The sequence below is a fragment of the Pseudoalteromonas sp. genome (assembly GCF_041629635.1).
Classification (GTDB): domain Bacteria; phylum Pseudomonadota; class Gammaproteobacteria; order Enterobacterales; family Alteromonadaceae; genus Pseudoalteromonas.
The window spans coordinates 1-18,762 of the sequence record NZ_JBFKMX010000071.1; the positions used below are offsets into that span (position 1 = coordinate 1).

Here is an 18,762-nt window from a genome sequence, read left to right on the forward strand (position 1 = left end):
AACCGCGCTGACAGCAAAGGTAAAGAAACCGAAGTAGAGTTTAGTGATAAAGTAGATATTGGTTTATTTAGCGCTGACCCTGAGGATTTATCAGCTGACAACATCGTACTTTACTTACAAAAGCACAATATCAAATCGGGTGAAAACATTATCGAACTGAAAGTAAAAGAGTTACCAAAGTTCGCAGGTGTTGACCCATTTGTGAAGCTCATTGACCGCGATAGTGGGGATAATATTAAGAAGTTGTAATTGAAAAAAGTACGAATAAAAAAGCCGCTTTGTGAATATCACTTAGCGGCTTTCTTTTTTATTTTTGTGATTGTTGATAGTTATCAATAATGGCTTGTATAGGGTAACCATTAGGGTTCTCAATCCATGTACTATTATCAATGACTAAATCTAAGTCACCATCAGCATCCCTATCTTTTAAATCAATAGGTATTTGTTCGTTTTTAATAAGTACATGCTTATTTAACGTTGTGTAAGGTGGAGAGTTTGTTTCGTTGCTGTAAGATTGATAGATTAACAATGCAAGGTCGCTGTTTGGATCTATTGGGTAGTCAATACTGTAGAAATAAAAGAAGAGGTCATTATTTAAGAAGTCTTCAAGTTTGTTCACTTGTTTTTCGCCAAGTTCATTTAATGTTAAATGACTTTTGCCAGTTAATTTCCAATGTTTGTATGAATCAAGCGGTTTGCTACCAACAATAACAAACTCTTCAGCAATAATTTCTCGGTAGGGATCTTCGTCGATATTCTGTCTCGAAATGGTGTGGAATTCACCAAAGTTGATACTTTTTGAGAAATCATTATTAATCACTATTAGGCGTTCACTCGGTTTTACATCAAGCTCTTTATCTGAAAAGTGAAATACTAATTCGCTTATTCCATCCTCGTTAACATCATCGTATGCGAGCTCAATAAAGTTTGAAAAATCGACTTTTTCAAGAATGATATTTTTATTTTCTATAAGGTCGTTTTCAAAATATGTGAAATCAGATATTGAGATTGTGTAATCTGCGTAACCGTATAAATCATCATAGTCATTTTCAGGGTATGTCAAACCTAATAAAAAGCCGCTATTTGTAGCAGAAAAATAAAAACCTTTGCTATGGCCCAGTTCACTCTCACTGGGAAACTTGTTCTTTAGCTCAACGTTTTGGTTAGTATCATTATATTCAAAAAGCATGATGTTGCGTTGGCTGTCAACAGCAAGAAAATATGGCTTATCATTGTGATTAGCTAATAGATAGTTTGCATAGTTTCGATAAAGGTTTGTCGAAACTATTTGCTCAAAATAAGAATCTGCTCCCAGTGATAAATAAAAATAAAGAACGTAGTCAGAACCAGATTCATCCACACAGTAAAAATCATCAATACCATCATCATTAAAGTCGTGTTTGAATAACTTAATATTGTGTTCATCGCCTTTTAGGCATTTGTCTACGTCAATTGAAGACTTGTTTGTATTTAAGTGCTGTAAATTAGTGGCAGATTGTCTTATTGGCCAAATAGGTGCACTCTGAAAAGGCTGAATAGAGAAATCAAAAGTGTATTCTTCGTTGTTAAACGTAAAAATAGCTGAAATTTCTTCAGAATACCCATCACCTTGCGGCTTGTTCTCTTTTCCATTATCAGCTGTGTATTTTTTATGAGCAAAAAAACGTATGTGATTTGAAGCTAATGTTTCAATTTGATATTCAGGGTTTGATAGTGTGAGATTTGATGGCAGATTGTTTTCAGCGATATTTTCTATTTTAGTAATGACATCAATGTAACGCATTGAAATGCTATTAAACGGTAGTTCAAATGATACCGAGATTGGCTCTATCCCAAATGAGTTAATATTTTCAATAATTTTTTGACCAGCATTGTACACCTCTAGTTTTAGTTTATATGGTGTTTTTTCAGTATGTATTGGAAATTTGTAGGCTAAGTTAGAGTTATGACTGGCTATATCGTCGTTAAGGTATTGTAGTGTCAGATATGTTTCTAGTTGACTTGTATCAATATTGCTCAATTCAATTTCAAAATTAGCTTCTTGTAAACTCATAACAGGTTCATAAGCTTTAATGTTTATGTTACTAGCCGGAACTGTAAACTCTTGCACAGAATTAGCAGAGAGACCGCCACTATCTGTAGCGGTAATGCTAAGCTGATAAGTTATTTCCATCTCAGAATACGGAAATTGGTAAGTAAAGTTTGTGGTATTGCTAGTAACTAAAACCTCGCCGTTACTTGAAAGAGAAAATTCAGTGGATGCGAGGTTATTATCAGCATCATTGACGGAAGCTGAAAATTCAACGGTTTTTAAGTTAATCACCTCAACAACGTTAGTAATGCTTACAGTGGGGGCTTGATTAACAGGTTCTGATTTTTTTGGCTCTGAGCTGCCACATGCAGCTAACATTAGAATACTAAGAGACAGCATAAATATGCGGTTTATCATGATCAAATCCTTTGAATAAACATTTGGTCATTAAATCATCTTCAATTAAAATTTGATACCAATAAAGTGTAATCAGATTATTGTTTTTATAGATAAAATTAATATTTTAGTATCACTATTGCTCCAGCTAATTCTAGCTCAAGTAAGTTATTATTGTTCAAAAGTATTAAGTGTTTTAGAAATTCAAAATCAGTTTACTTAGGTGAAGTTATCCCGTAGTTTGGATTAACTTCGACTTTGAATATAAAGGGAAATTATGCGCTTTTTAATATGTTATCTGATGCTTGGTCTGGCATCGCTAAGTACGTTAGTTAAAGCAGAGCAAGTTGTTCTTAAAATTGATGATCAGCGGTTTGAGCAGCCACTGGAATTTAATGTGCAGTTGCCAAAAAGCTATTCGCAAAAACAAAACAAACGCTACGTGCTGATGTTTGACTTTCATCCTAATGCCAAAAGTTACGTAACTGGTATGCATGATTGGATGAGCCATAATGGTGAATGGCCATGGTTAGAAAGCATTATTGTTACCCCTGCATATGGTAACCCGGTAGCACGACTATTTGATGCAACAGGTAAAACAACGCCTTTACTCGATTTTTTTGAAACCCAATTGGTGCCAGAAATTGATAAACAATACCGTACTAATGGATTTCGCATTTTTAGTGGCTTTCGAGTGAATGGTTCGATTGTGCTTTCAAGCTTAGTGAATAAACCAAACTTGTTTAATGCACATATTGTGATTAGTCCTGAACTCACGCCAGAGCGAGTCAATATTTTAAAGGACTATGGTAAGAAATTAGCCAAGCTAAATGATAAACCGCGTTATTTACTGTTTACCCATGGCGAAACAATAAAAGAAGATCATCAACAGAAGCGATATTCACAATTAAAAGAAGAAATTAGTGCAAACGCACCCGTATCATTACAATGGCAATATCAAAACTTTGCTGAGCATTATTTTATGTCGCTGCCGGTGTTATCTACTGCATATGGCATAGAGCAGATCTTTGATGAGGTTCATAACGGCTTGGCACCTGAGTCAAAAATAGCAAGGCAAGGTGTGGATGCGATTGTTGCGCATTATAAGCGTCTATCAACTGAAAAGTTTGGCTTTGAAGTATCACCTAAATCTTCAATTAATGCGCTGGGGTTTCACTTGTTGGAAACGTCGCCTGAGCAAGCGATAAAGGTATTTAACCAGGCGTTAGCGCTTTATCCGCAAGATGCTTACGCTTATCACCACTTAGCCAAGGCTTATGCGCAAAGTCATAAATTGGTAAAAGCCATCGAGTTACAAGAAAAGGCAGTGAGCCTAGCGGCTAATATGCTCACTTGGCATAAAAAGCGACAGGCAAGTTATTTGGCTGAACTTAAGGCACAGCAGCAAGCACTATAAAAAGGTAATTATAAATGACGTATTTATGGAATAACGGTGAGGCTATCGAGCTCCCTATTGGCAAAGCAGTGTGTGTGGGGCGAAATTATGTTGCCCATGCAGAAGAACTCGGTAATGACGTACCTACAGAGCCGTTACTCTTTTTAAAACCTGCGAGCAGTATTGTAAATGCAGAAGGAGAAGTGGTGTTAGACCATAGCTTAGGTGAACACCATTATGAAGCGGAGCTGATGTTATTAATTGGTAAGCCGCTCAATAAGGGCAATATTGAAGACTATAAGTCTTGTATCGCTGGTTTAGGTGTAGGGCTTGATTTAACACTTAGAGATGAGCAAGCAAAACTTAAAGCCAAAGGGCATCCGTGGGAGCGCGCAAAAGCTTACGATCAAAGCTGTTTGGTGTCGCGCTTTTTACCGCTAACAGAGGGTGATTTAACACATAGTGAATTTTCGCTTTCGATAAATGATGAGCTTCGCCAATCTGGTGATACCCATTTGATGATATTTAAAATTGAACAGCTGCTTGCTGAAATTGTACAGTATTTTTCATTGCAACCTGGTGATCTAGTGCTCACTGGCACGCCACAAGGTGTTGGACGTTTAAATGCTGGCGATAGATTGGCTTTATCATTAAACAGCGAGTGCTTAGCTGAGTTTACAGTAGACTAGTACGTTTGCCATGCCAACACAAAAAGAACGATATCCGCCATCCGTGGCAGATATGGTTCGGGTTTAGTCTTTATTCGTCCATGCACTTGTTGACTTACTCTAACTCAAGGGTGACAACATTTTTGACGCCTTTTTTAAGTTCTACTTCGCCTGTCGCGAAGAATTTGTCGTTGAATGCGAACTTGATGTAATGCTTGCCGCTATTGATGATTTCGGTTTTCCTGTTTTGAATAAACTCGCCTTTAGTTGCCAGCGCATTACCAGTCATTTCGTACAGATAACCATTAGCTCGTTTTAGCTCACCACCTGAATCTTTGTGTTTTGATACAACATAGATTTCTGTTAGCCCAGTTTCGTTACTGTCATGTGTTACGTAAACAGCACCTGAATCACGCCCTTGTTTTGTTGGCTTATGAACGCGCACGTCCTCTTTTTGGTAGTTTTGCGTTACTGGTTTTGCTTCTGCGCCTAGCCAGTTTGCAATGGCACCAAAGCTTGATTCAACCTGTTTTGCCATACAGTTATGTTCGGCCATCTTGTTCAGTGTTTTCTTATCAGTGCGGCCATTTACCGACAGGCCATTGTCTGTTTGAAACTCAGCAATGGCATAAACTGTTTCTTGATCCCATGTCACATCATATACATCTTGATCTTCATACTTTTCACCGCGAAGGTAACCTAAACAGTTAAGTTGGCCACGAGCATTAGTTAAGTCCATTTTTTCAGGGTTCGTCATGCGACCACTAGGTACGCTCAGTGCGATTCGAGCAGGTTGCGTCTCGGTTTTGGCAACCGTTGAAGAGATTTGTGGTTTTGGCGCTGGTGGCGGTGTAGCCCCTGCAACGAGCGTATTGTTCGCATTATAGCGATAGTAAGTGTTTGGAACTCTATCTTCTAAGAAAGCAACAGCTTTGACTATGACTTCACGTAGCGCTTTTTCTTGAGGAGTATTTGCCCAGCCCTGAAGTCCACCTCCTACCATTGAGCTGCCAAAATTAGTTGCAGCTGCGCCAAAGTCAAAATCTTTGGTGCCACCCTCAACTGTGGTTGCAGCTAATATACGCGATGTACGCGTATCGATTATGCGTAAATCAATTGCCATATGTGAGCCAGAAAGGCCTGCACTGACGGAACTGATCATATCGCCCATAAAACCACTTGAACGTGTTTTCACACCTTTGTTTTTGTAATCAAACTCAGTGACCGCAGCGACAACTACGATTTCTGCACCTTCAATTTCACCATAGGCTGCTGCAGTGTGACTGCTCACTCTGCCTGATACAGCCAAGTCTTGCTCTGACAAAACAGCATCAAGCGCTTGTCGTTCTAACACAATAAAACGATTTGTTTTTACAAGTGCGGTAGTAAGTTGATCCGCCATACCGTCACCGATTTCTTTTCTCCACCAGTGAGAGTCGTTTGATTTATCGGTGAAGCGGGCAACGGCAATTCGTGCTTTCGGGCCATTGTAATCTTGTGCTTGCACTTCATTGATGTTTGGTTCTTTTTTTGACTCTTGCGAAGTAGACTGACAACCAGCCAAACCACTTATTACTAAACCCAATACAACAGTCGCTGTTAGTTTTTTATTTCTAAATGACATACCTTTTCCCTTTATCATTTAACGTTACAATTAAGGTCTTAATACCTCGAGCAAATACGCTAAAGCAGTTTAGGAAAAGCGAATATCACAGATGCGAAAAGAAGTTTAAAAAATGCGAAATACGCTATAAATAATTTTACTTATCGATTTACTTTATTGTTATTTAATGACTTTCTGTATTTTCTTGGGGACATGTTAGACTCATCTTTAAAGCATTTGGAAAAATAACTTGCCGAGCCAAATCCAACCTGAGATGCAATATCTGACAGCTCCATTGAAGTGGTTTCTAGTAAGTTTTTGGCTGTTTGTATGCGGTAACTACGTATTAACTCGTTAGGGCTCATGGCGCAGTATTTTTTGGTTTTAATTTGAAGGTTACGGGAACTCATTGAAAGCTTGTCTGCTAATTGCTCTGAGTTAAAACCGTCATTAAGTGCAAATTTTGTAATGGCGTTATGTAACGATGTTAACCATGGATCATGATTCTCATTGCTAGCTTGCGCAGCGGTCGAATGTTCAAACGACAACTTAGTTTGTTTCGCTAAGTTTCGACGTAATTTAATAAGGTTATCAAGTCGCGTATGTAAAATATCAATTGTGAATGGCTTGGCTATAAAATCATCTACCAGGTGTTCGAACGCTTGTTTCTTGGTTTGGTTAGTGTCAGACGCCGTCATTAGTACAAATGGAATATAATCCCACTCGTCAGTTTCTCTTATTTGCTTTAATAGATTTAATCCGCCGCTCAGTGGCATAGTTAAATCACTCAATATCAGATCTGGCTTCTTAGCTTCTATTTTTTGTATTGCCTCCAATCCGTTTAGTGCTGTGTCGATTTGAAAAAACTCGCCCAGAGCCGATGCAAGGTAATTATTTAATGAAACATTATCTTCTACTATCAGGATTCGCGCATCGATGTTAGCTTGTTGCGTACCTGGTTTTTCTATATCGCTGATAAAAGCCGGTATAGTCTCAAGTTCGATGCTCGCTGGCAGTGTGATTGAAATTGTAAAAACATCATTTTCACAGTGAAGTGAAATATCGCCCTGATGATGTGACACAATTCGATTTACTAAAAATAATCCTAATCCGGTACCAGACTCTGACTCATTGAAACGGGTAAATTTTTCTGTCGCAAGCGCCAACTGTTGTTGGTCTATCGATTGTGTTGAGTTACTTACCTGTAAAAGTATGTTGTCCTTGTTCCTATTGAGTACTACATTGATGTGCCCTTGTTTATCACAGTATTTAATCGCATTTGAAAGTACATTGCTTATAAGCGAAGCTGCGGTAGTTTTTGCCAGCAATAATGTAATATCTGGGGTAATATTCATTTTTACTTGAATATCTTTTTTCGCTATTTCATTCGCGAAGGCATGTAATGTGGTTGTTAGCTGATGCGATAGATTTTGAGCCGATTTAGGTAATTCACTGTAGTGATTAAATTCGCTGACATTGACCGCTTGGTCAACGAGTTGCGATAGTTGTTCAGCTTGTTGGGATGCAAGCGTTGTTAGCTGTTTTTGGTTCGCTGTCAGCGGGCTGTTTTTAAGCTCTTGTAGCGGTGCAACAATCAAAGTAAGTGGCGTTTTAAACTCATGAGAAATCGTCGCAAGCATCTGTTCTTTTGCACAGGCAAGATCTTCAGCGGCTATTCTTTTTTGCTCGGCTCTAGTTTGATTAATCTTTAGTGTCATAAAACGCAAAGTAATTAATGCAACTAAGCTCGCATAAATAAGGAATGCCCACCAAGTTAGCCATGGCGCCGGATTTAATTTCACTGAAGCTACTTGGTATACATCACTCCAATTACCATTTCGAGTACGGTACTTAAGTTGAAAGGTATACTGACCTGAGGGCAGGTTAGTGTAATTAGCGTAGCGTTTTGAATGAGATGTTTTTTGCCATTCATTATCGAAACCTGCAAGTTGGTAGGCGTATTCTAAGTGATTAGCTATACCTATGTGTAAAGCACTAAAACCAAATTCAATCGCATCTTGTTCATGGGACAAATTGAGTTTTGGCATGTAAGGGAGTGCCTGAGTAATTAGGGAGGATCCACTACTGAGTTTAGCGGTTTCGTTTGCAACTTTAAGATGTGTCAAAACAACTGGTTTTAACAACTCTGTGCTTTGAACAAGTCTTGGATTAATTATATTAAAGCCATTCACGCCACCAAAATACAACTTTTGCTGTGCCTTATGGCTTGAACCAAGTAAAAAAGCATTATCCTGCAAGCCATGTGATTTAGCATAGCTTCGAAATGCTAACTGCTCTAAATTGAGTACATTAATTCCTTTATTGGTACTTATCCAAAGTTCATTGTCTATTTCTTGAATGGCAAATACGTTATTGTTCGATAATCCTTGGCTTAAATCATAGTGAGAGATATCGCCTTGTGGTGTTATTTGATTGAGACCGTCAAGTGTACCTACCCATAAATTGCTTTGGTTATCTTGATGTAGAGCAGTGATCCAGTTGCCGGTAATGCCATACAATGGGTTGGTGTCTTTATTGATGACGTTGACTTCACCTGTCAGTAAGTTAACTTCATTTAGTCCGTTGCGCGTTGCTACCCAAAGGTGATCTTTAGTGTGCACTAAATCAAAAATAGTATTGTTACTAAGCTTGCCAAACTCAGTTTCGGTATTAAATTTTTGTATCACTTGATTGCTAGTAACATCGAACAGGTTAACGCCGTTATTGCCTCCTAACCAAATAAAACGAGAGTCTGTATGATGAGTGAGGGTGTAGACATAATTAGAGCTCAAGCCATCTTGCTCGGTATACGAAATAAACTGATTTTTATCGCGATCAAACTTAGTTAGCCCGCCACCATAAGTTCCAGCCCAAAGCACATCGTTGTGATTTAGCAGTGCGAAGACATTATTATTTGGCAAACTATTATTGTCGCCACTTTTATGCAGATAGCTGATAAAAGTTTTACCATTATCGGTTGATCTATTTAATCCGTTGCGGGTAGCGACCCAAAGATCACTATTTATAGTTGTAATGGCACGAGTGAAGTTGTGTGATAAGTCATTTGTGTCAGAAAGCTTTTTATGGTGGGAAAATGCATTACTCAGCTCACTTTTGATTGATACACCTTTGCCGTCAGTGCCAAAATATAAATTTTTGTTTGTATCAAAATAGGCAGAAAGAAGGTAGTTGGATTGTAAGCTGCCAGTTGCTTTATCAAAATGCTGGAACTGCTTAATCAGTTTGCCAAATTGGTCAACTTCAAATGCCCCTTTACCATAAGTTAATACAAAAAAACGTTTATTGGTTTGATAAAACCGGTAGACCCATACGGAAGAAAGCACATCAATAAGTTCCGTTTCTAGCTTCTCCTTTCGTTGGCTTATTGGAACTTGCTGTAACCCTTTACGAGAACCAAGCCATAGCGTGTTTTTTGTGACCGTGATCGCGGTTAGATTATGATTCGTTAATTTAGCGTTTAGAGCTGGGTGATAGTTTAGCTCGTCTGTCGCAAATGTATAGGATGCAATGCCTTGGGTTGTTGCTAACCAAGCTGTGTCATTGTGCACATAGATGTCTTTAATTGCAGCACTTTTATTAAGCTGAATCTTTTGAAATTGCTTGGTGTTGATATCTAGTAGTATTAAGTAACCACTTTCACTGCCAAATAAAATCAAGTTAGTTTGGACAACAGACGCGCTCCATATTTTGTCGTCTGGCCAATCAGTTTGGAGTTTAGTATTGAACGCCGTAAATGAATCGGTTTTATCATTATAGAGAGCAACCCCATCGGTTGTGGTTGTAAACCAGAGCTCGCTTTGCTGATCTTTAATGCAGTGAGATATCCAGTTAGCAGGCAAGTTATGATAGGGTGTTTGGCGATAATAATTTACAAACTCATAGCCATCAAAGCGCGATAATCCACCTTGAGTGCCCAGCCATAAAAAGCCATGCTTATCTTCCACCATACAATTAACACTGTTTTGTGGCAATCCATGTTGATTAGTGTAATGGGAGAAGGTATCGAGTGGAGCAGCATGTAATAGCACCGAAAATAAAACTAAAAGGCAAAAACAATAGCGGTGCAATATCATGATACTTCCTTGTTCATTAATCATCCAGCCGAAGAAGTATAACTAACTTATTGGGAAATATGTACTTCATTGTTGTGGCCCACTAGTTGTGCGCTGGTGCTAATAGAGGCAAGACGGCACTAAACAAAGCTGGTGTTTATTTGTCTGCAACAACAAGATAAGCAAGCTATTCGCTAATTTTAATGGTAAAAGACAGCGATAAACCTGATTTTTTCTGAATCGTATATTCTATAGACGTTGTAAGTATAAATGTGAGTGAAAGATGGTTTGCTATTTTATGCGAAATAATAATTAGGGGCGCTATATAAGACTTTACATTACCACCATTTGTCGCTTAGACGAGTGGCAGCAACACGGGCAAGCGTTAATACAGTTTATAGAGCAGTTATTGGAACTCGGTATAAATACCGTCGACCACGCTGATATTTATGGTCGGTATCAGTGAAAAATTATTTGGAGAGGCACTAACACCTGGGTTGCGTGAGCAATTACAAATTATCACAAAGTGCAGTATTAAACCTGTGTGGCAAGAAAATGGCTTTACAGGCAAAACTGCGCTCTATGATTCAAGCAAAGCAAATATTATTGCAACAACTGAGCAATCGTTACCTAATTTTAAAACTGATCGACTTGATTTGCTGCTGATCCATCGCCCTGATTATTTGATGAATGTAGATGAAGTGGCCAAAGTTTTTAGTGGACTGAAAAAAGAAGGAAAAGTGCTACACTTTGGCGTTACACAGTTTGAACTTTTGCAATCACGTTTTGACTTTAAATTAGTAACCAATCAAATTGAGATGTCACCGTTAAAAATGGGTGCGCTTGAAGATGGTACATTTAACTTATTCCAACAGCATCAAATATCATCAATGCTATGGTCGCCTCTTGCTGGTGGCGGATTATTTGCTTAAACTGAACAAGCACAACGAGTGCGAACTGCATTACAAAGTGCTGCCGAAGAAACTTGGTTAGACAGTATCGACCAAGCTGCTTATGCGTGGTTGCTTACGTTACATGTCAACCGAGTGTGATTTTAGGAACCGGAAAATTTGCACGTATTCAATCGGCAGTTGCGGCAAGCAAAGTGCGCTTGAGTCGTGATCAATGGCATCGCGTTTGGCAAGCATCAACAGGGCACAGTGTGCCATAGCCTGAGTTTGGATATGGCGTGCTGATTATTTTTAGACAGCATACTTTTAGCTAACGAAATAAAGGTGCTGTCAGGCACCCTTAGTTGTAGCAAATTGGGGTAATTTTAGTTTCAAGCAGTAATGTTGATTACTAGAGTTCAAAGTCCATAGCAAAGCCAACGTATACTTTTAGGTCGTCATCTGCATCTAAATCTGTTTGTGCAACACCGAAAGTGAAGCCGCCTTTGGTAATGCTTACACCGTAGTCAATGTAGCTGTCATCTTCACCAAACCATTCAGTAACTGTGTCGCCCATTGAGTTACCGATATGGAGTGTTAATTCGGTTTCTTTCAATATTTCAAAAGTGGCATTTAGTTCAACATAGAGCAAATCTTCTTCTGAGCTTGCACTTGATTGTGCATTACTCATATAGCTCACTTTACCTTCCAGCCAATTCCAGCTTAGGGCGCCATAAAGCTCGCCAAAGTCGATTGAGTCCACTGCATCTGGGTATGCGTAATATACATAACCAACATCGTAACCAAATTCCCCTATTTCGCCAGTAAAACCTGCGTAAAAATCGAGTTCGTAACCTGGTTTATCTCCACCAAAATCAACATTTGATGCCCACGTACCCGCATAAAACCCAGATTCATGGCTGTAATCAATACCACCAGATACTTGTGCGTTATCGCTGGTTTGCGTAACACCACGCCATAAGTAGTTTGAGGATACTGCTGCATTTGCTGTAACTTCTGCATAACTTGTTGCTGAGAAAAGGGCGATACTCGTAGCTATGAGAGTTGTGAGTAATTGTTTTTTCATAATATTTCCTAAAATTGTAGCGCTGAGTTAACTATCCATTAACAAAGTTTGTGCCTAAACTGAAAAGTTTAAGAATATCAAAGTACTAGTAGGAAATTATGAATTTAGCAAGATAAAGATGTGAAAAAAATGCACTAACACGGTGCGATAAAATTACAAGGTGCACAAAAACTGCGCACCTTGTTTTGCGATTAACCGAAAATGGTTCGCATCAGTGCGATGGTTTCATCAACGCCACGACCAGCTGCAACTTCTTTTACAATTGAATCTCGCATGTTTTTAATATGTTGTGGCATATCTTCTGCTGCTAACGCACGGTCAACTAATGCTTCCGCCGATTCTTTACCACGTTTGCGACCGATTGATTTCTCCGAGCTTGCGCGTTTGGGTTTATGAAGAGCTTTGTAAAAGTTTGAGTTTTCTTTAGCTTCATCACCATAATAAGCAAACCAACATGGTACTAATGCCTTGTATTGCCAAAGAAGTTGCTCTTCTTCAGCTTCTGGTGTTGCAGCAATAAACCAAGGTTGTTTATGAATTGCCATAACAATGTCGCGCCAGTAACGGTCAAAATCTTGGTTATTTAATCTTACAAGACCAAATGCTTGGCATAAAATATCAAGGCTTGTAGCGGTCACAGGTGTGAAAAAATCAGGTCGACGCATAGCCAGCAAACGTGTGGCTGGCGCAAGTGTGGCTTTTTCATTATCTACTGCTGCAAATGCAGTGATGTAACCGCGCACAAAGTCTAGGTAGTTTTCTAACGTGATCTCACCTTCAAGTGGAATATGATTAAGCGCTTCATTTAAGTCTGTACAGCTGGTGGTCATCACATTATGCAGTGCTTTTGCTGTTTTGGTTGACGCAAACCATTCAACATCAAATTGATAGACGCTTGGATCATGTTTTGCGGTGTGTTTACCTGCAAACGCTAGCTTGTCTTCTTCAATCATATCAACCAGAGAGATTTCACGAATACTGTCGATATGCTTAAGCAGTGCGATTTGTTCATCAAGTACGATACGCTCTTTATTTTGCTGAATTGAATCAAACACCACAGGCCATGGTGCAATACGTAGCGTTTTTATTTGGCTAATACTAATACCAGCTTCGAGTTGTTGCTGGATTTTCTTTAAAATTGGCAGCTGGTTTGGTTCAAGTAGATCAAAATTAATACGTTTGCTTACTACATCAATTAACTCATAACACCAACCAGCAAAATCTTCAGGATGGTTACTTACTTTTACCGCCATTAAGTTAAGGCTGACCTCAGGGATCAATTTCAAAATGTTTTGATAGATACCAGCTTCAACTTCTGAAAGTGGCATTTTCGATGGCGACGTAAGCAATTTTTTCATAATTAGTAAGTGACCCCAATATAATATTAACAATGTCCTGCAAAGCGTTACGCTGAGCGGGCTGTGGATCATACTGAGATCTAATTTTGATGCAATATTGACTTCTTAAATTTCACACCTGAGTAAACTAAAAACTTGAAGGTCATGAGTTTTATTTTTCCAAACGCCTTTTTCACGCATCACACCATCTAAATGAAAACCTAGTTTAGTAAAAAGTTTAGTTGACGCCGTGTTTTCTGGTAATACCTCAGCTTCAATTCGATTTAATGAGGCAATATGGGAAAACATCCATTTTGTCATGTTTGTAATGGCATTCGATGCGAAACCTTGTTGCCAGTAATCGGGGTGGATCTCGATGCTAATTTTCGCTGTACGCGTGATGAAATCATATTTGTAACCGCAGCTACCAACAATTTGCTGGCGCGTGTTGCACTTTATTAGCCAGCGATGCCCGTTACCTTGTCTGCGTATTAGTTCATCTTGATCAATAAATGTTTTTGCTTCTGCTAAGCTGCTCATTATTGGTAAATCGTAAAATTCGCACACTTCTGAGTTGGAAAAAAGCTGGTAAACAGCTTCGGCTTGCGCTTTTGTTTGTTGAACTAAGGTGAACTTGTCGGTTTTGATTTCAGGGAAGTTATCAATACTTAGTTGAATAAGGTGATGCCCCCACTTCTTATAGCGTTTCTGCTCTACAAGACCAAGATTTGTCAGTATTTTATGTGAAGCGGTATTAGCAACATCAACCTCACCAACAATATAAGAAAGGCCAAGCTGGTTAAATGCATACTCAAGTGCTGCGTGACTTGCTTCCATGCCCAACCCTTTGCCCCAATATTCTGGCAGCATACGATAGCCAATATCAGGTGCAGTCAACTCATGCTCATATTTTAAGCCACAAAATCCAATAACTTGGTTGTTTTCTTTTAGGATCAAGGCAAAGCGTGCATAACCAACTTCGCTATATTCTTTTAGCCAAATATTGCGAATAATATTTTCGGCATCACTTAGGGTGTTTACGCAGCCTGCGTCTCCTGTATAAAGAGTGACTTCTTCATTACTGCTAAATTTGAATACTTGCTCAGCATCTTCGATTGTGAATTGCCGCATCAGTAGTCGTGGTGTTTCGATTAATATGTTCATTTTCATTCCTGTTCTGTATTGTTATAAATCTTAGTTTTTGTAAAAAATGCATAACAGATACAGTTTCTGAATTTTATTAGGGTACAGATGCCACATTTTAAATATCGCCAACTGACAGATTATTACCATCAGCTTATTTCTTCGGGTGAGTACGTTAGTGGAGACAAGTTGCCATCTGTAAGAGTTTTGAGCAAACAACATAATGTGTCGATTACTACCGCGACCAAGGTGTTAACTGAATTAGAATTGGCTGGATTAGTAACAGCGAAAGCAAAATCGGGCTATTTCGTTACAAAACAAAATAGTGATTTACTGTTTGGTTTCGGTGACAAGGTGATTAATAAACGTGACTTAAATGCACTATCGCTTGCTGAGTCGGTTCAATATTCATTCAATGATGAGTCTATTTTACCTTTGTCGTGTACAGGTCCCTCAACGGTGCTGGATAATGAAGCGACTCTTAATAAATTTTATCGAAAAGCATTTTCAAAAAGACCTTTTCGGTTGCAGCAGGACAATTTTGAGTTGGGGTTACCAGAACTACGTTATGCTCTGGCGAAGCATTTAGAATTTAGCCCTGAGTTACAATTTAGCGAAAATATTTTAATCACGCATGGGCGCAGCGATGCACTAAATCTAGCACTGGTTTCACTAGGCTTACTAAATAAAAAGGTTGCAATTGAAGCGCCTTGCTCATTTTTTATTAATGCCAATTTGCAACAGTTGCAAATCGAAACCGTAGCTGTACCAATGCAGGCAGAATATACAAAAGAGATAGCAATGCTCGATGAGGCGTTTCTCTCAGAGCCATTCAGCGCTTATATTTTTAATCCAAACTTTAATGACCCAACTGGTCGATTACTGAGTGATGAAAATAAACAATCGTTAATAATTTGGGCGCAATCGCGCAATGTAATTTTAATCGAGTACGATAGGGGCGAGCTGTATTTTTCTGGGCAGCGTCCAAAATCGATTTTGCACCTATTACAAAGTCATCATAAAACACCCGCAATTAGTATTGGTGACTTTTCTGATACCGTAAGTTTTAGCTTTTCACTCGGTTACATGGTGTGTCATCAATGTGTCGATATGTGTGCTTTTACCAAACATATAACCGTCGAAAAACCGGATATGGTAACTCAAATGATGTTAATTGAAATGATCACGTCATTGGAATATCGCAAACTCTTAGCAAGACTGCGTAAACAAATGTGGCTGCAATACTGTTTAACAAATGCTTTGTTAAAACCGCTTTATCCCTATTTGAGTGTAGCGGTTGTAAAAGGAGGGCCTTGTATTTGGTTAAAACTACCTTGTGGAAAAAGTTCTGAATTCCTATTTCAACGTTTAATCAAGCGCAATGTTGCGATAGCCCCTGGAAAAATGTTTTTAGCCAATGATGAATTTGAAAACTATTTTCGTATTACCTTCGCGTTGCCGTGGGAGCCAAGAATGGTTGAAGGGTTAAAGGTGCTGGTTGAAGAAACTTTATTATTTTTAGCAGGCTAGGTTTTAAGTTTACTGGGTCTTAGCTATAGTAGCCTTAGATGAAAACAAAGGGACAAACAATGAAAACGTATACAAAGGTTATTGGATTTCTATTACTGGGTATTGTTGCATTAATAGTGGCATTGCCGTTTATTATCCCTGTTGATTATATCTTTCAACAAGTAAGGCTCTCTGTTGAACAAACAACAGGGCGTACTCTTGAGATTAAAGGTGAGAAAAGCCTCTCTGTATTCCCGCAATTAAAGCTTGAACTTAATGATGTTGCATTCTCAAATTTTAAACAGGGCTCGCAGCCAAATATGGCATCAATGGACCAACTTGCCATTCATATTCCCTATCTTTCAGTGCTTACAGGTGATATCAAACTGGAAAAGTTTGTTATTAGAAACCCAAAGATTTTACTAGAGAAAATGTCAAATGGAGATGTGAATTGGCAACTGGTTAAGACTACCGGTGCTCAAGATAAAAACTCAGTGCCTTCTCAGCAAGGTACTTCGCAAGGGTTGCCTGAAGGACTTGATATTCAATTAGGTGAAGTCGCAATTTATGGCGGTAGCTTTGCATTTATCGATCATCAAAATAATACATCGCATAAAGTAACAGATTTAGATTTAGCTATTCAATTACCATCGCTTAAAAAAGATCTGGCAGTTAAAGGTGCAGTTACTTACATGGCTGAGAAGTTTGAATTAGATATCACACTTAACACACCTGAAAAGCTTCTTTTAGGGCAAGATTTTACATTGAAAACCGCATTAGATTCACGTTTGGTGGCACTTACCTTTGATGGGCTAGTAGCAAAACAGATGAGCGACTTCAGTGGCACATTAAATATGGCAGGTGACTCGGTAAAAGAACTTGCTAAGTGGCAAAATCAGACACTCACTATGAAAGATAATGCATTTAATAAATTTTCAATTGCATCGGAAGTGCGTTTTGCCGAACAAGAATTTAATTTATCTAAGTTAGATGCCAGTTTAGACGAGCTATCTATTAAAGGTACGGCAAAGGTAGCGTTAACAAATATCCCTAAGATTACTGCTAATGTTGATTTAGGTATGTTGAATATTAATCCTTACTTACCTGAGTCAATTGATGTGCAAGAAGAGTCAACAGAGCAAACTACTGAAGCAGCAAACAAACCGCAACCTATCGTATGGGATGACAGTGAAATCGATTTATCGGCGCTTAATAGTGTAAATGCTGATATCAAAATCGCGGCGACAGGCTTTCAGTTTAAAGACATTAAACTTGGTGAAACTAAGTTATCACTAAAACTTAATAATGGTACGGCACAGCTTGGCCTAGACAAGTTTAAAGCATACGAAGGCGATGGAATAGGGCAGATTGTATTGGTTGCTAAACGTGCACCATATAAAATGAATACTTCAATTTCATTTGAAGGTATTCAGGCAGAACCTTTACTTACCGATGCCGTTGGCTTTGACAAGTTAATGGGTAAAGGTGAGCTTACACTCGCGCTTAACACCCAAGGTCAGTCTCAAAAAGAGTTTATTGATACATTGCATGGCTCAATTGGTTTTGGTTTTAAAGATGGTGCCGTCAAAGGTGCTAATATCGCAGCTATGGTTCGCAGTGCTGAGCAACTCATCAATGGTGGAGGCTTAGATGCAAAAGGATTAGAAAAAGGTTTTGATAATGCAGAAAAAACCGACTTCTCAGCGCTTACAGGTAACTTCCAATTTGTTGATGGTGTTAGTAAACAAAATGAGTTATCGCTTAAAAGTCCGTTAATTCGCGTTACTGGTGATGGCGATATTGATCTCCCTGCTACTAAGCTGAACTATCGTTTAGTGACAGGCGTTGTTGATTCAATCGAAGGGCAAGGCACGCAAGATCAAAGTACCGGTTTTAAAATTCCAATTCGATTAAAAGGGCCATTTCATGATGTACAGGTAAAACCTGACATTGGCGATGTGGCGAAAGATAAAGCAAAGGATAAAATTAAAGATAAGTTGAAAAGCCTGTTTAATTAACCCCTTTATTAAGGCTTTGCAAATAACTTTAGTTTGCAAAGCCTCCCCTCTTGATATTGAAACTTTTATCCCCACTTCATATTCCAGTAACAGAGAAAGTGTTGTATGTTTTTTGAACTCTTTGTTATTGCAAGGCTTTTTTTATCATTGGTTTAAGCATTAAATTAATTAAAAAATAACCTACCACTTATCCATGTTTGCTGGTACAATTGCCCGCCCTTGAGCTGTCGATGACACGCTTAATGGTGAACAAATAAACGTTTAGGTCGTGAATTTGTATGAATTTACGGCAAATTTTAACTACACCGGAGCATATAAAATGATCCAAATGCAAACTCAGCTGGACGTTGCTGATAACAGCGGCGCTCGCAAAGTGCAGTGTATTAAAGTCCTTGGCGGTTCGCACCGTCGCTACGCAGCGATTGGCGATATCATCAAAGTTTCTGTTAAAGAAGCAATTCCTCGCGGTAAAGTGAAGAAAGGTGATGTTAAAAACGCAGTAGTTGTGCGTACTAAAAAAGGCGTTCGTCGTCCAGACGGCTCTTTAATCCGTTTCGATAGCAATGCGGCTGTTATCTTAAATGATAACCTACAGCCAATTGGTACTCGT

General features: G+C 38.7%; 12 protein-coding genes and 1 pseudogene. 7 read left to right on the forward strand and 6 right to left on the reverse strand.

Going from position 1 to position 18,762, the window contains the following annotated elements; translation table 11 throughout:
* The coding region (locus ABYD77_RS11235; RefSeq protein WP_372769899.1) for a hypothetical protein at window positions 1-249 on the forward strand (249 nt) is incomplete at its 5' end.
* Window positions 250-307: 58 nt separating this feature from the next.
* On the opposite strand, the gene ABYD77_RS11240 is transcribed toward ABYD77_RS11235, so the two are convergent.
* Window positions 308-2,449 carry a hypothetical protein gene (locus ABYD77_RS11240; protein WP_372769901.1) on the reverse strand — a complete coding sequence of 714 codons (2,142 nt, stop codon included), beginning with the start codon at window positions 2,447-2,449 and terminating at the stop codon, window positions 308-310.
* 256 nt (window positions 2,450-2,705) lie between these two features.
* Between ABYD77_RS11240 and ABYD77_RS11245 the strand changes: the two genes are divergently transcribed.
* Window positions 2,706-3,845 (forward strand): alpha/beta hydrolase-fold protein, encoded by a 1,140-nt coding sequence (locus ABYD77_RS11245; RefSeq protein ID WP_372769903.1) that lies wholly within the window; start codon window positions 2,706-2,708, stop codon window positions 3,843-3,845.
* A 14-nt stretch (window positions 3,846-3,859) separates the two neighbouring features.
* Window positions 3,860-4,513, forward strand: a complete 654-nt coding sequence (locus ABYD77_RS11250) for a fumarylacetoacetate hydrolase family protein (RefSeq protein ID WP_372769905.1) — start codon at window positions 3,860-3,862, stop codon at window positions 4,511-4,513.
* A gap of 94 nt (window positions 4,514-4,607) precedes the next feature.
* Here ABYD77_RS11250 and ABYD77_RS11255 read toward each other — a convergent pair whose 3' ends face one another.
* Window positions 4,608-6,116 carry a CsgG/HfaB family protein gene (locus ABYD77_RS11255; protein WP_372769907.1) on the reverse strand — a complete coding sequence of 503 codons (1,509 nt, stop codon included), beginning with the start codon at window positions 6,114-6,116 and terminating at the stop codon, window positions 4,608-4,610.
* A 140-nt stretch (window positions 6,117-6,256) separates the two neighbouring features.
* A complete protein-coding gene (locus ABYD77_RS11260) occupies window positions 6,257-10,189 on the reverse strand; it encodes a two-component regulator propeller domain-containing protein (RefSeq protein WP_372769908.1) in 3,933 nt (1,310 codons plus the stop codon).
* Between the two features lie 304 nt (window positions 10,190-10,493).
* Here ABYD77_RS11260 and ABYD77_RS11265 point away from each other — a divergent pair.
* Window positions 10,494-11,339, forward strand: a pseudogene (locus tag ABYD77_RS11265) (aldo/keto reductase family oxidoreductase).
* A gap of 131 nt (window positions 11,340-11,470) precedes the next feature.
* On the opposite strand, the gene ABYD77_RS11270 reads toward ABYD77_RS11265, so the two are convergent.
* The 3 genes from ABYD77_RS11270 to ABYD77_RS11280 form a co-directional block, all read right to left on the reverse strand.
* A complete protein-coding gene (locus ABYD77_RS11270; RefSeq protein ID WP_372769910.1) occupies window positions 11,471-12,145 on the reverse strand; it encodes a TorF family putative porin in 675 nt (224 codons plus the stop codon).
* Between the two features lie 191 nt (window positions 12,146-12,336).
* Window positions 12,337-13,503: a hypothetical protein gene (locus tag ABYD77_RS11275; RefSeq protein WP_372769912.1), complete on the reverse strand. Its 1,167-nt coding sequence runs from the start codon at window positions 13,501-13,503 to the stop codon at window positions 12,337-12,339.
* Window positions 13,504-13,608: 105 nt separating this feature from the next.
* Entirely contained in the window at window positions 13,609-14,646 is a 1,038-nt protein-coding gene (locus ABYD77_RS11280; RefSeq protein WP_372769914.1) for a GNAT family N-acetyltransferase, read from the reverse strand.
* An 87-nt stretch (window positions 14,647-14,733) separates the two neighbouring features.
* Here ABYD77_RS11280 and ABYD77_RS11285 point away from each other — a divergent pair, with 87 nt between their 5' ends.
* From ABYD77_RS11285 to rplN, 3 genes are all read left to right on the forward strand, one after another.
* Window positions 14,734-16,155 (forward strand): PLP-dependent aminotransferase family protein, encoded by a 1,422-nt coding sequence (locus ABYD77_RS11285; RefSeq protein WP_372769916.1) that lies wholly within the window; start codon window positions 14,734-14,736, stop codon window positions 16,153-16,155.
* A 59-nt stretch (window positions 16,156-16,214) separates the two neighbouring features.
* Window positions 16,215-18,152, forward strand: coding sequence for an AsmA family protein (locus ABYD77_RS11290; RefSeq protein ID WP_372769918.1), 1,938 nt, complete (start codon window positions 16,215-16,217; stop codon window positions 18,150-18,152).
* A gap of 319 nt (window positions 18,153-18,471) precedes the next feature.
* On the forward strand, window positions 18,472-18,762 hold a 291-nt coding region (gene rplN / locus ABYD77_RS11295), incomplete at its 3' end, for a 50S ribosomal protein L14 (protein ID WP_372769920.1).

What these genes read in the sequence shown, in the direction of transcription:
- ABYD77_RS11250 (WP_372769905.1), top strand. Translation starts at nt 3,860, where the DNA reads ATGACGTATTTATGGAATAACGGTGAGGCTATCGAGCTCCCTATTGGC.
- ABYD77_RS11290 (WP_372769918.1), top strand. Translation starts at nt 16,215, where the DNA reads ATGAAAACGTATACAAAGGTTATTGGATTTCTATTACTGGGTATTGTT.
- ABYD77_RS11255 (WP_372769907.1), bottom strand. Translation starts at nt 6,116, where the DNA reads ATGTCATTTAGAAATAAAAAACTAACAGCGACTGTTGTATTGGGTTTA.
- ABYD77_RS11275 (WP_372769912.1), bottom strand. Translation starts at nt 13,503, where the DNA reads ATGAAAAAATTGCTTACGTCGCCATCGAAAATGCCACTTTCAGAAGTT.
- ABYD77_RS11245 (WP_372769903.1), top strand. Translation starts at nt 2,706, where the DNA reads ATGCGCTTTTTAATATGTTATCTGATGCTTGGTCTGGCATCGCTAAGT.
- ABYD77_RS11260 (WP_372769908.1), bottom strand. Translation starts at nt 10,189, where the DNA reads ATGATATTGCACCGCTATTGTTTTTGCCTTTTAGTTTTATTTTCGGTG.
- ABYD77_RS11270 (WP_372769910.1), bottom strand. Translation starts at nt 12,145, where the DNA reads ATGAAAAAACAATTACTCACAACTCTCATAGCTACGAGTATCGCCCTT.
- ABYD77_RS11285 (WP_372769916.1), top strand. Translation starts at nt 14,734, where the DNA reads ATGCCACATTTTAAATATCGCCAACTGACAGATTATTACCATCAGCTT.
- ABYD77_RS11240 (WP_372769901.1), bottom strand. Translation starts at nt 2,449, where the DNA reads ATGATAAACCGCATATTTATGCTGTCTCTTAGTATTCTAATGTTAGCT.
- ABYD77_RS11280 (WP_372769914.1), bottom strand. Translation starts at nt 14,646, where the DNA reads ATGAACATATTAATCGAAACACCACGACTACTGATGCGGCAATTCACA.